The organism is Pseudomonas frederiksbergensis (genome assembly GCF_000802155.2).
GTDB lineage: Bacteria > Pseudomonadota > Gammaproteobacteria > Pseudomonadales > Pseudomonadaceae > Aquipseudomonas > Aquipseudomonas frederiksbergensis_A.
In genome coordinates, this window is the sequence record NZ_JQGJ02000005.1 from 151963 (window position 1) to 165359 (window position 13397).

Sequence of the window (13397 nt, forward strand, 5' to 3'; positions counted from 1 at the left end):
TACTCCAGGGATGTTTTTTATTTGTCGCAACGCAACGGCGCGTGCAGCCCATCGTAGCCGCGCAGGCACAACAAAAAAATCAATATAAATTTCTTAGAAACACAACTAATATTGATGAATGATCAAAGAACTCAAGACCCTCATCGCCGTCGCGCGCGAAGGTACCTTCGCCGCCGCCGGGCACAAGATAGGCCTCACCCAGGCGGCGGTCAGTGCGCAGATCCAGCGCCTCGAAGCCGAGCTGGGCTTCGAAGTATTCGACCGCAAAGGACGCTCGGCCCACCTCAACAAACGGGGCCACCAGATACTCCTGCAAGCCCAAGAATTGATTCGCCTTTACGAGAATCTCGGCTCCTCGACGCCCGGGCTTCCTCCCGGCGTACTGGTGAACATCGGCGCAATCGCCTCCGTCCAGCGCGCCTATCTCCCGGACGCTCTCGCCACGTTCCACCAACAGTGCCCGCAGTGCCGAACACGTATCGTGCCGGGCCTGTCGGTTGAGTTGATCAACCTGGTGGATGCTGGCGAAATCGACCTGGCGGTGATGATCCGCCCGCCGTTCTCGCTGCAAAGCGACCTGCGCTGGACCACTCTGGCGCTGGAGCCCTACCGGTTGATCGTTCCCCGTGGAATGCCCGGTGAGGATTGGTCGGTGCTGCTGTCCAGCCAGCCGTTCATTCGTTATGACCGCTCTTCCTTCGGTGGCAGGCAGGTCGATCGTTTCCTGCGGCAGATGCACTTCACCTTGCGCGAAGTGTGCGAGCTGGACGAGTTGGACGCGATCATCAAGCTCGTTGAAAAAGGCGTAGGTGTCGCGCTGGTGCCGCAGACCTCAGCCCATCAGCCCTGGCCAAAGGGCGTGCGAGCGCTTGACCTTGGGCAGCATACGTTTCATCGGGACATCGGCCTTGTCCATCGGTCGCGACAGAGCCTGGCCGACCCCGTCGCGATTCTCGCTGGACTGGTCATCGAGCAGGCCGGCGGCGGAATAGGGTGACGCGTTTTCCATCCATGGGCGGAATAGGCGCGAATCTCAAATCCCCTATATTCGCGCGTTGTGTAACTCATAGCGTTCTCCCTGTCTGGCTCTTTCAAACTCAATCACCTCGATGGTGATACCGCATAGCCCCAGCATAAAGAAAGGGGCGCTACTGTCAGAACTTACAGGTACATCCGACAAAAATATGCCCATCTATAATGCCGAACCCTCTCCTCTGGATTCTGATGGCAACCATCAACAGGCGTTGGTCGGTTGTTTTCGAATCCAGCGGCCTGTCTGGTTACACAATTTCACAGAGTGCCTACAAAGCTTCACCCTTGCCATTGACCCCCATCCCTACCATGGGCGGTTCATTATTGGGGAAGCACCATGTCCAAGACTCCTGTCGCTACACTGGGCTTGTTGATCGGGGCGCTGTTGCTCAGCGGCTGTGATCACAGCTCGACAGTGGAAGAATCCGTCCCGCCGGCCAGCGTGCGTATCGAAACCGTCCAGGCCCGCCCCCTGTCGATCAGCAACGAGCTGAGTGGCCGGATCGCCGCGCCGCGGGTGGCCGAAGTCCGCGCCCGGGTCGCCGGCGTGGTCTTGCAGCGGGTCTATCGTGAAGGCAGCGACGTCAAGCAGGGCCAGGTGCTGTTTCGCATCGATCCGGCGCCGTTCAAGGCTGACCTGGACAGTGCCGAGGCGGCGTTGCGCAAGGCCGAGGCCAATGCGTTCCAGGCCCGTTTGCAGGCCCGGCGCTACGCCCAGTTGATCGACGACAAGGCGATCAGTGGCCAGGATTACGACAACGCGCGGGCCAACGTACGCCAGACGGCCGCCGACGTCGCCGCCAGCAAGGCGGCGGTGGAACGGGCGAAACTGAACCTCGGCTATGCCACGGTGACCGCGCCGATTTCCGGGCGTATCGGTCGTGCCCTGGTGACTGAAGGTGCGCTGGTTGGGCAGAACGAATCCACGCCGTTGGCGCTGATCCAGCAACTGGACCCGATCCACGCCGACCTCACGCAGTCGACCCGCGAACTCAACGACCTGCGCCGCGCCTTTCGCGCAGGGCAACTGCAAGCGGTCGGCCAGGGCCAGGCCAAGGCCACCTTGATCCAGGACGACGGCAGCCCTTATCCGCTGCCCGGCAAGTTGCTGTTCACCGACCTCAGCGTCGACCCGAGCACCGGCCAGATCACCCTGCGCAGCGAGTTCCCCAACCCGGACCTGGACCTGCTGCCCGGCAGTTTCATCCGCGTGCGTCTCGAACAAGCGGTTAACAGCCAAGGGATCACCGTGCCGCAACGGGCGATCCTGCGCGACAGCGCCGGCATCGCGCAGGTGTTGCTGCTGGATGCCGAGCAGAAGGTCAGCCAGCAACCCGTGCAATTGGGCGCTGCGCAGAACGATCGCTGGATCGTCACCGAAGGCTTGAAGCCGGGCGACCGCATCGTCGTTGAAGGCCTGCAACACGCGCGCCCGGGGGACCAAGTGCGGATCGACGACTCCCCTCTTCCTCTCGCCCAGGCTCCCGGGCCACAGGCAGGACACTAAACCATGCCGCACTTTTTCATCGACCGTCCGGTGTTTGCCTGGGTCGTCGCCTTGTTCATCCTGCTGGCCGGGATCCTGGCCATCCCACAGCTGCCGGTGGCGCAATACCCGGTCGTGGCCCCACCACAAATCGAGATCTACGCGGTGTACCCGGGCGCTTCGGCGCAGACCATCGACGAGAGCGTGGTCAGCCTGATCGAAGAGGAACTCAACGGCGCCGATAACCTGCTGTACTTCGAATCCCAGAGCAGCCTCGGCAGCGCCACGATTACCGCGACATTCCAACCGGGCACAAATCCGGAATTGGCCCAGGTCGATGTGCAGAATCGCCTCAAGGCCGTGGAGTCGCGCCTGCCGCAAGCGGTAACCCAGCAGGGCTTACAGGTGGACAAGGTTTCCGCCGGCTTCCTGCTGCTGATTACCCTCACCTCCAGCGACGGCAAGCTCGACGATGTGGCACTCAGCGACTACCTGGCGCGCAACGTGATGAACGAGATCAAGCGCCTGGACGGCGTTGGCAAGGCCCAGTTGTACGGCGCCGAACGGGCCATGCGGATCTGGATCGATCCTCGCAAGCTGGTGGGCTTCAACCTGACCCCGGCGGACGTCAATGCCGCCATCGTCGCGCAGAACGCCCAGGTCTCGGCGGGCAGCCTGGGCGATCTGCCGAGCCGCAGTAGCCAGGAGATCACCGCGACCATCGTCGTCAAGGGCCAGCTCTCGACGCCGCAGGAATTCGCCGACATCGTGCTCAAGGCCAACCCCGACGGTTCGACGGTGCGCATCGCCGATGTCGCGCGGGTGGAAATCGGCAGCCAGGAATATCAGTTCTCCACGCGCCTGAACGGCAAGCCGTCCACCGCCGTGGCGGTGCAACTGTCGCCGGGCGCCAATGCGCTGAACACCGCCACCCTGGTGCGGGCGAAGATGGATGAGCTGTCGCGCTACTTCCCGGCCGGCGTGGAATACAAGATTCCCTACGACACGTCGCCGTTCGTCAAAGTCTCAATCACCAAAGTGGTCTACACCCTAGGCGAGGCGATGCTGCTGGTGTTCGCGGTGATGTTCCTGTTCCTGCAGAACATCCGCTACACCCTGATCCCCACGCTGGTGGTGCCGGTGGCGCTGATGGGCACCTTCGCGACGATGCTCGCACTGGGATTCTCCATCAACGTATTGACCATGTTCGGCATGGTATTGGCCATCGGCATCCTGGTGGACGACGCCATCGTCGTGGTGGAAAACGTCGAGCGGATCATGGCCCAGGAAGGCTTGTCCCCCAAAGAAGCCACGCGCAAGGCCATGGGGCAGATCACCGGCGCAATCATCGGCATTACCCTGGTGTTGGTGGCGGTGTTCCTTCCAATGGCGTTCATGCAGGGCTCGGTGGGGGTGATTTACCAACAGTTCTCGCTGTCGATGGCGACATCGATTTTGTTCTCGGCCTTCCTCGCCCTGACCTTGACCCCGGCGCTTTGCGCGACCTTGCTCAAACCGGTCGTCCAAGGAGATCACCACGCAAAAAGCGGTTTCTTCGGCTGGTTCAACCGGGGCTTCGACCGATTCGGCGATCGCTATCAAGGATGGGTGGCCTATGCGCTGAAACGCAGCGGCCGTTATCTGCTGATCTACGGCGTGCTGCTGGTGGGCATGGGCCTGCTGTTCAGTCGCTTGCCCTCCTCGTTCCTGCCGGTGGAAGACCAGGGCTACACCATCACCGACATCCAGCTGCCACCGGGCGCGAGCAAAAACCGGACGGTGCAGGTGGTGGAGCAGATCGAAGCCCACAATGCCGGTGAGCCGGGGGTCGGCGACAGCACGGTCATCCTCGGTTTCAGTTTCTCCGGCAGCGGGCAGAACGCCGCACTGGCGTTCACCACGCTGAAGGATTGGTCGCAACGCGGTGGCGATGATTCGGCGGCGTCGATTGCCGATCGCGCCAACCAGGCGTTCGGTGCGATCAAGGACGCCATGGTGTTCTCGGTGCTGCCGCCGCCAGTGGATGGCCTGGGCACTTCCAGCGGTTTCGAGTTTCGCTTGCAGGACCGCGGCGGCCTCGGCCACGCCACGTTGATGCAGGCCCGCAGCGAATTGCTCGCCGCCGCTGAAAAGAGCCCGATGCTGATGAATGTGCGCGAAAGTGCCCTGGCGGAAGCGCCGCAGGTGCAATTGGAAGTGGATCGTAAACAGGCCAATGCCTTGGGCATTTCCTTCGCCGATGTCGGCGGTGTGCTGTCCACGGCGGTGGGCTCGGCCTACATCAACGACTTCCCGAACCAGGGGCGAATGCAGCGCGTGGTGGTCCAGGCCGAAGGCGACCAGCGCAGCCAGGTGGAGGATCTGCTGAAGATCCACGTGCGCAACAGCAGTGGAAAAATGGTGCCGCTGTCGGCCTTCGTCCAGGCCCGCTGGACCCAAGGGCCGGCACAACTGACCCGCTACAACGGCTACCCGGCGGTGAGCATCTCCGGCGAACCGGCCCCGGGCTACAGCACCGGGCAAGCCATGGCCGAAATCGAGCGGCTGGTGGCCCAAGGGCCGACGGGCCTGGGCCAGGAATGGACCGGGTTGTCCCTGCAGGAACGTTTGTCCGGCAGCCAGGCGCCGATCCTGCTGGGCCTGTCGCTACTGGTGGTGTTCCTGTGCCTGGCGGCGCTGTACGAGAGTTGGTCGATCCCGACCTCGGTGTTGCTGGTGGTACCACTGGGTGTGCTCGGTGCGGTACTGGCCGTGTCGTTGCGCGGCATGCCCAATGATGTGTTCTTCAAGATCGGACTGATCACCATCATTGGTTTGTCGGCGAAAAACGCCATCCTGATCATCGAGTTCGCCAAGAGCCTGTACGACGAAGGCCACGACCTGATCGACGCCACGCTCCAGGCCTCGCGCCTGCGCCTGCGGCCGATCATCATGACCTCGTTGGCGTTCATCCTGGGCGTGGTTCCGCTGGCGATTGCCACGGGCGCCAGCTCGGCGAGCCAGCAGGCCATTGGCACGGGCGTGATCGGCGGGATGATCAGCGCCACCCTGGCGGTGGTGTTTGTCCCGGTGTTCTTCGTGGTGGTGATGAAGCACGTCCCGCGGCGCAAATCCGACTGAGGATTGGCGGCGCTACTTGCCCTTGAACGCTTCCCGACGGGCCGTGCGCTCGGCGAGGAAGCGTTCGCTGATCGACGGCTGCAAGTCCTTGCGTTCAACCGGCACACCGCAGTTCGGGCAAACACTCGCCACCCCGACGTCATGTCCACAGGCGCGATGCACAAAGTGCATCGCCAGCCCTTCATCCTCGTCCTTGCACCATTTCTCGCCCCAGGCGCGCAGCGCGTAGATCACCGGGTAGAAATCCCATCCCTTGGCCGTCAGTTGGTATTCGTAGCGCAACGGCTTCTCCTGGTAGGGACGGCGTTCCACCAGGCCGTCGGCTTCCAGCGCCTTGAGGCGCGAGGTGAGCATCTGCGGCGTAGCGCTGGTCTGGATCTGGATCTCCTCGAAGCGCGTCATGCCCATGTACAACTCACGCAACACCAGAATCGTCCATTTATCGCCGACCACACCCACCGAACGCGCCACCGGGCAGACCGTTTCGCTCGTTTCATCTTGCATATGTGTTTTTCTCGAAATCACTATCTTTTTCATAGTAACACGACAGCCCAACACTTAAATCGCCTCGGAAACGGCGTAAATATTGACTATATGATTTTCATAGTTAGTATTGAGGACACCTTTCAATGAACTGGAGCCTCAAAAATGACCCAGCCTGTGTACTCCCCGTCGCGAACCGGCCTGTTGCTGGTGGACCCCTATAACGACTTCCTGTCCGAGGGCGGCAAGCTCTTTGCCCTGCTGAAAGACGTCGCCCAGGACGTTCACCTGCTCGACAACCTGCGCGCCGGCGTGGCGGCCGCTCGGCAACAGGATATCCAGGTGTTCTATGTGCCCCATCGCCGCTGGCAACCTGGCGACTACGACAACTGGGACCACCCTAATCCGACCCAACGCCTGATCCAGCAACGCCACACATTCGCCAAGGGCACCTGGGGCGGCGAATGGCATCCGGACTTCGTGCCGCAGGACGGCGACATCATCGTCCAAGAGCATTGGGGCCAGAGCGGGTTCGCCAATACCGACCTCGATTTTCAGCTCAAGCAACAAGGCATTACCCATGTGATTGTCATGGGTTTGCTGGCGAATACTTGCATCGAGTCCACCGCGCGGTTCGCCATGGAGCTCGGTTATCACGTGACGCTGGTGCGCGACGCAACCGCCGCGTTCAGCCCGGAAATGATGCACGCGGCGCACGAACTGAACGGGCCGACATTCGCCCACAGCATCGTCGATACCGGCACGCTGATCTCGACCTTGCAACAGCACTGAAGGACCGCGCCATGCCCGCGCCGAACGTGATCCCCGCTCGCCTGGTCGGCGTCATGGCAGTGTGTTGCGCCCTGGCCGCGTCGACCATTTACTACCATCAACCGCTGCTGCCGATGATGGCTGCGTCGTTCGGCATGACCTCGACCCAAGCCGGCCTGATCGCCACGCTGACGCAACTGGGCTACGGCGCAGGCCTGTTGCTCATCGTGCCGCTCGCCGACTGCCGACAACCGCGCCGGTTGGCATTGCTGGCTATCGGGGCAAATGCCATCGCCCTGCTCGCCTGCGCCGCCGCGCCGAGTTTCGCGCTGCTGTGCGTTGGCAGCTTCGCGGTAGGGGTGACGGCGATTACCGCGCAGTTGATCATTCCCGTGCTGTCGGCTCTGGCCGCGCCCACGGAACGCGGTCGGGTGGTGGGGACGTTGCTGGGCGGACTGTCCACCGGGTTGCTGCTGGCGCGTATCTTCGGTGGTTTGCTGGGCGAGCACACCGGTTGGCGATCGGTATTTCTGATGGCCTCGCTTATCGATGGGCTGTTGCTGTTGATCGTGGCGAGATACCTGCCTGCCATACCCCGTCTCTCTTCGATCCGCTATGGCGCGTTGATGCGTTCCCTCGGTAGCCTGCTGCGCGAGGAGCCTGTGCTGCGTTTCTGCGCCGCGAGCGGCTTCCTGGTATTCGCCGCGTTCAGTGCCTTGTGGGCGACGCTGGCTGCGCTGCTGACGCAGCCCCCCTATGCGTTCGGCTCCACCACCATTGGCCTGTTCGGCCTGGCGACAGTGCCGGGCATCGTCACATCGCTCCGCATCGGCACGTTAGTCGACCGCCTCGGCGCCCGAACGCTTGCCATCGCCGGTGCGACAGTGTTGGTGGTGGGTTTCGTCTTCATCGCGGCAAGCGCAGAGAACCTGGGCTGGCTGATTGTCGGCATGGTGCTGTTGGACCTCGGCAACAGGGCCGGCCTGGTTGCCAATCAGGCGCGCGTCCAAACCCTGCGCGCCGAGGCCCGCGGCCGATTGAACACGGTGTTCATGGGTTCGTATTTCCTCGGTGGTGCACTTGGCGCGGCCTTGGGCAACTACGGCGTCCACCGGAATGGTTGGATCGGGCTTGCGGCCGTCGGTGCGTTGCTCGCCCTGTCGGCAACCGCCATCAGCGCCCTCGCGCCCCGAGAGACCCGCGTCACGTTGGCGGATGCTCAGCCGTGACGGCCGGTCGCTCAGGCTGTCGCCCGGTGCAGCCCCGCGCCTTGTCCGCCAGCGCTTTATCCACCAGGCGTTGCACCCAATCGGCGTCCCGGTCGTTGATCACAGCGTAACGGTCCGACGGGAAAAAGCTCCAACGATGGGATGCTTCGGCGAGGCGACTGGACTCGTCGGCGGTCATCCAGTACGAGGACTCCGTCAGCGGCACAGGCGCACCATCAAAACGCTCGCCCAGCGTCACGTGAGTCCCTGGGGCAAAGGCAATTGCCAATTGCTGTTGGGGCTTCATCCGCTGTTCGGGCGCAGGCATTCGGCTGACCTGTCCATGGCGCAAGACACCGGGAAATTCCTCCATGAGCACCAGCCAATGGCCGGCCGTGGTCATGGCCAGGATCCACTGCGACACGCCGGAACTTTGTACGCGCACCAGCTTGTCGTTTTGCCACAGCATGAGGCTGTCGTGCTCGGGATTATCACTGGCCCACAGGCTGATGCCGGAGGTCAGCGTATGACGCTCGAGCTCGACCAACCCTCGATCCGGCATCGATTGCCAGTAGCGCTTGGTCGGGTCCCGTGAGTCGCGCCGGTAATTGGACGATGCCCAACCGGCGATGAAAAGCACCGTCACCAGCGCCTGCCAGCCCCAGGATCCTTCGATGATCCGGTCGATATCCAGCCCCGGGGCGAACCATTTCTCGACGAGGCCCAGGCCAATCACGAACGCCAGGCTTGGCAGCATCAGGCCAACGCTCACCGGCGCCGCCAGCACCATGACCCAGCTGAAGCGGTGCATCGATGCACGCTCGCGCGCCCTGGCCAATTCCTCTGGGAGCATCGGTGATTGCTCGCGTGGGCCGATGCCTGGATCAGGCGTCTCGAAGCGGAAGAACTGCGCGTGGGAGTCGTCGCTCATGGGTCGAATCGTTCTCTCGAATCAGGCGTGCATCTTCGAGGATTTTTCGTGGCGAGGACAGCGCAGATATCTTCGCGGCTGGACTACCGCTATCGCGAGCTTGCTCCGGGCGGCGATCCGACGATAGCTCCAGCGAAACCAGTGATCAGTCCGCCTGCACGGTCACCTGACGCTGCTCCCCCAAGCCCTCGATGCCAAGGCGCATGGTCTGCCCCGGGCGCAGGAACACCGGGTCGGGCTTGATGCCCAGCCCAACGCCCGGTGGCGTGCCGGTGGAAATGACGTCGCCCGGTTGCAGGCTCATGCAGCGGCTCAGGTAGGCGATCAGTTGCGGCACGCTGAAGATCAGCGTCCGGGTGTTACCGTCCTGATAGCGATGCCCGTCGACTTCCAGCCACAGGTGCAGCGCATGCGGGTCGGGGATTTCATCCTTGGTCACTAGCCACGGACCGAGGGGGCCGAAGGTGTCGAAGCCCTTGCCTTTATCCCAAGTGCCGCCGCGTTCAAGCTGCCATTCGCGCTCAGATACATCGTTGATGACGCAGTAACCAGCGACGTGCTCCAGGGCGTTCGCTTCGTCGATGTAGCGCCCGCCTTTGCCGATGACCACGCCCAGCTCGACTTCCCAATCGGTCTTGAGCGAGCCGCGGGGAATCTGGATATCGTCATTCGGCCCGCAGATGGCGCTGGTCCATTTGTTGAAGATGATGGGTTCCTTCGGCACCTCCATGTTCGACTCGGCCGCATGGTCGGCGTAGTTCAAGCCGATGCAGATGAACTTGCCGACCTGCCCGACACACGGGCCGATCCGCGGCTGGCCGGCCACGACCGGCAGGCTGCGCGGGTCGATGGTGGCGAGTTTCGCCAGGCTTTCCGGGGCCAGGACGTTTGCGGCGATATCCGGCACGTGGCCCGACAGGTCGCGGACCTGATTGTCGTCATCCAGCAGGCCGGGTTTTTCCGAGCCTTTTTCGCCGTAACGCAACAGTTTCATGAAGTGCTCCTGTTCAAGTGAAAACTCAAAGGCTCATGCCGCCATCGATTACGTGCACCGCCCCCGTGGTGTAGGCGGACGCGTCGCTGCCCAAGTACACCGCCAATTGCGCGATCTCTTGCGTGCTACCAATGCGCCCCATCGGCTGGCGGTCGAGAAACTGTCGGTAGACCTGTTGCTCATCGACACCTTGCTGCGCGGCCTGATCGGCAATGCGCTGGCGCAGCGATGGAGAATCCACGGTGCCGGGGCAGATCGCGTTGCAGCGAATACCCTGGCTGACGAAATCGATGGCGACGGATTTGGTCAGCCCCACCACCGCCGCCTTGCTGGCAGCATAGGCGAAACGATTGGGCACGCCTTTGACACTGGACGCCACCGACGACATGTTGATGATCGATCCGCCGCCACGGGCCAACATCCCCGGCAGGAAGGCGCGGATCATCCGGTACATGGCGGTGACGTTCAGGTCCATCGAGCGCGCCCAGGCCGCTTCGTCGCAGTCGATAATGGTGCCGCTGTGCACGTAGCCGGCGCAATTGAACAACACGTCCAGCCCGCCGACCCGATCTCGAACCGCCTCGATGGCGTTGGCCGAGGTGACGTCTAGCGTAATGGCAGTCACCCCTTCGATGCCCGCCAGTGCGCGTGTGTCGATGTCACTGGCGAACACCTCGGCGCCGGCCTGGGCGAAGGCCACCGCGCTGGCAAGGCCTATGCCCTGGCCCGCCGCCGTCACCAGCACCCGTTTGTTGTGCAGGCTCATGCCGTTTCCAATTGCGTCGCCGGGGCCGCACTTTTTGGCGTCCGGCCGAGCATCGAGGCCGGGATGGCCAGGATCAACCCGCCGCTGACCAACAGGCACAGCGCCAAGACGTACGTACCGTTATTGATATTGCCCGTGAGCGTCTCGGCCACGGCGGTGATCATCGATCCGGTGAAGCCCGACAGGTTGCCGATGGCGTTGATCATGCCGATCCCGGCAGCGGCCGCGACGCCCGACAGCACAGTGCCGGGCAAGGTCCAGAAGATCGGCATCAGGCTCAGGATCCCCGAGGCCGAGACGCTGAGGAACAGCACCGACAGCACCAGGTTATCGGCGAAGAACGCACTGAGGATCAGCCCGGCGCCACCGATGAAGGCCGGTATGGCCGCGTGCAGGCGTCGCTCGCCAGTGCGATTGGAATGCCGGGCGTTGAGCAGCATCGCCACCACCGCCACCGAATAAGGAATGGCGGTGAGCAAACCAATGTGCAGGCTGTTGGTGATGCCGGTGCTCTTGATGATCGACGGCATCCAGAAGGCCAGGCCATAGAAACCGGTGTTGAAGGTCAACAGGATCAACACCAGCAACCACACCCGTGGGTTGAAAAACACCTCGCTCAAGCGCGAAGCCTTGCCCTGGTTGTCGGTTTGCAAGTTGGCCTTGAGCATGGCTTTTTCCGCCGCCGAAAGCCACTTGGCCTTGTCGATGTTGTCGGCCAGGCAGACGATCACCACGAAGGCCATGATGATCGAAGGAATGCCTTCGATGATCAGCATCCATTGCCAGCCGGACAGGCCCTGTACGCCTTGCATACTGTTCATCAGCCAGCCGGACAGGATCCCGCCGAGGGTCAGGCTGACCGGCAAGGCCAACAGGAATCCGGACATCACCCGACTCTGCCGGTGGGTCGGAAACCAGTAGTTGAGGTAAAGAATCACGCCAGGAAAAAAGCCCGCTTCGCAGATCCCCAGCAGGAAACGCAGCACGTAGAACATCGTGCTCGATTCGATGTGGAAGAACGCCGCCAGCGGCACGGTGTAGGCCACCGCCATGGAAATCACCGCCCAACTGAGCATGATCCGGGCGATCCAGAACCGCGCGCCAAAACGATGCAGCAACAGGTTGCTGGGGACTTCGAAAAGGAAATAGCCCCAGAAAAACATACTGGCGCCCAAGGCGTATACGGTGTTGCTGAATTGCAACTCGTTGAGCATGTCGAGCTTGGCGAAACCGATGTTCACCCTGTCGAGGTACGCCGCCATGTAGCACAACAACAGGACCGGCAGGATTCGCCAGATCACCTTGCGATAGGTCCGGTCCTCGAAATCGAGTTCGCCGGCTTGCGCCTGGGCGGGCAAATGCTCGGAGATGGTTTGCATGAAGTAACCCCTGATTGTTTTTATTGGGTCACGTCGAATGAGCGAGTCATTCGGCGATTGAACGAGGACTCTACTGTCGGGAAGCGATTCTTTCCCAATGGCATTTTTGGATTAGTTGATAACGGTTCGTTATCAAAGTACTTAAGGCTGGGTGAGTCATCGAGGCGAGGGGATTCATCCCCTCGCCACAGGTTCGGTTGCTTCTTCAGGTTATTTGGCGGGCGTTGTCCTTGAGGATCTCGGCAAACTCCAGCGCCGCGCCCACCAAAGGTTCATCCTTGCGGGTGAGGATGCCGTAGTCCTGCGGTACCAAGTGCAGCGGTGTATCGAGGGTCTTGAGCTGGCCGCTTTCGAGCAGCGGGTCGACCATCGCATTGGGCAACATGCCGATCATGGGGCCGCGTTGCAGGACCTGGAGAAAGGTCTGCATCGAAATCGTGTCGATGGTGTTGCGCGGCATGCCCACCCCGGCCTCGGCGAAGGCCAGTTCCATGCGCGCGCGAATCGGCGTGCCGACCGGATACAAAATCCACGGCAGGTCCACGAGCTGCTGCAAGGACGTCGGCCCGGCATTTGCCAGCGGATGGCGATCATTGACCACGATGCAGAACGGTTCGGGGGCCAGGGGTTGGAAGTCGTAGCGCTGCTGCTGGCTTTGATCGGTGAAACGCGCCACGGCCAGGTCGAGCTTCTTTTCTTCAAGCATCTTCATCAAATGATTGCTGGTCTGCTCCACTACCTCGATGGACAGCAACGGCCAGCGCTGCTTGATCTGCAGGATCGCCTCGGGCAACGCAACGGCCGTCGCGGCGAAGATACCGCCGACCTTGAGGTAGCCGTGGCCGCCCTCTCGCAGGCTGCTGATCTGCTCGACAAACGAACGTGCGTCATTCAGGGCGATTTGCGCGTAGCGCAGCACGTGCTCGCCCAGGGCTGTGGGCGGCATGCTGCGCGGGCGGCGCTCGAACAGGGCGAAGCCGAGCAGGCTTTCGATTTCCTTGAGCATCTTGCTCACGGCCGGCTGGCTGAGATTCATCTGCTCGGCCGCCAAATGCATGTTGCACGTGCGTCCCAGGGTGTCGATCAGCAACAGATGGCGAAATTTGAGCCAGCCGCAAAAGCTGGAAAAGGAGAGATCGGACATGGACGTTCCTCGGCGGCGCAATAACCAGGCGTTATCAGATACTGAATATATCTCATTGGAGTTCATCGACAACGCGCCCTAGC

The 13397-nt window shown here is 62.1% G+C and carries 11 protein-coding genes; 5 read left to right on the forward strand and 6 right to left on the reverse strand.

The genetic code is table 11. The features are described 5' to 3' along the window. The first annotated feature begins 118 nt into the window (after positions 1–118). The 3 genes from JZ00_RS11780 to JZ00_RS11790 all read left to right on the forward strand — a co-directional run bounded on the left by JZ00_RS11780 (position 119) and on the right by JZ00_RS11790 (position 5638). Positions 119–997, forward strand: coding sequence for a LysR family transcriptional regulator (locus tag JZ00_RS11780; protein WP_039589870.1), 879 nt, complete (start codon positions 119–121; stop codon positions 995–997). A 372-nt stretch (positions 998–1369) separates the two neighbouring features. After that, positions 1370–2539 (forward strand): efflux RND transporter periplasmic adaptor subunit, encoded by a 1170-nt coding sequence (locus tag JZ00_RS11785; RefSeq protein WP_039589869.1) that lies wholly within the window; start codon positions 1370–1372, stop codon positions 2537–2539. Between the two features lie 3 nt (positions 2540–2542). After that, entirely contained in the window at positions 2543–5638 is a 3096-nt protein-coding gene (locus JZ00_RS11790) for an efflux RND transporter permease subunit (protein WP_039589868.1), read from the forward strand. A gap of 12 nt (positions 5639–5650) precedes the next feature. Here the strand turns inward: JZ00_RS11790 and JZ00_RS11795 are convergent, their stop codons facing one another. Beyond that, positions 5651–6142, reverse strand: a complete 492-nt coding sequence (locus JZ00_RS11795) for a winged helix-turn-helix transcriptional regulator (protein ID WP_039589867.1) — start codon at positions 6140–6142, stop codon at positions 5651–5653. A 144-nt stretch (positions 6143–6286) separates the two neighbouring features. Between JZ00_RS11795 and JZ00_RS11800 the strand changes: the two genes are divergently transcribed. Continuing rightward, positions 6287–6913 carry a cysteine hydrolase family protein gene (locus tag JZ00_RS11800; protein ID WP_039589866.1) on the forward strand — a complete coding sequence of 209 codons (627 nt, stop codon included), beginning with the start codon at positions 6287–6289 and terminating at the stop codon, positions 6911–6913. An 11-nt stretch (positions 6914–6924) separates the two neighbouring features. Then, complete coding sequence (locus JZ00_RS11805) at positions 6925–8121, forward strand: MFS transporter (protein WP_039589865.1); 1197 nt, start codon at positions 6925–6927, stop codon at positions 8119–8121. On the opposite strand, the gene JZ00_RS11810 is transcribed toward JZ00_RS11805, so the two are convergent. The 5 genes from JZ00_RS11810 to JZ00_RS11830 form a co-directional block, all read right to left on the reverse strand. Then, on the reverse strand, positions 8096–9031 hold the full coding sequence (locus tag JZ00_RS11810) for a hypothetical protein (RefSeq protein WP_046509643.1): 936 nt from the start codon (positions 9029–9031) through the stop codon (positions 8096–8098). The two genes, JZ00_RS11805 and JZ00_RS11810, sit on opposite strands and share 26 nt — an antisense overlap. Positions 9032–9176: 145 nt before the next feature. Continuing rightward, positions 9177–10025, reverse strand: coding sequence for an ureidoglycolate lyase (locus tag JZ00_RS11815; protein ID WP_039589864.1), 849 nt, complete (start codon positions 10023–10025; stop codon positions 9177–9179). 25 nt (positions 10026–10050) lie between these two features. After that, on the reverse strand, positions 10051–10791 hold the full coding sequence (locus JZ00_RS11820) for an SDR family oxidoreductase (protein WP_039589863.1): 741 nt from the start codon (positions 10789–10791) through the stop codon (positions 10051–10053). Then, positions 10788–12170 carry an MFS transporter gene (locus JZ00_RS11825; protein ID WP_039589862.1) on the reverse strand — a complete coding sequence of 461 codons (1383 nt, stop codon included), beginning with the start codon at positions 12168–12170 and terminating at the stop codon, positions 10788–10790. The genes JZ00_RS11820 and JZ00_RS11825 overlap by 4 nt, the downstream gene beginning before the upstream one ends. 205 nt (positions 12171–12375) lie before the next feature. Further along, a complete protein-coding gene (locus JZ00_RS11830; RefSeq protein ID WP_039589861.1) occupies positions 12376–13314 on the reverse strand; it encodes a LysR family transcriptional regulator in 939 nt (312 codons plus the stop codon). Between the last annotated feature and the right edge of the window lie 83 nt (positions 13315–13397).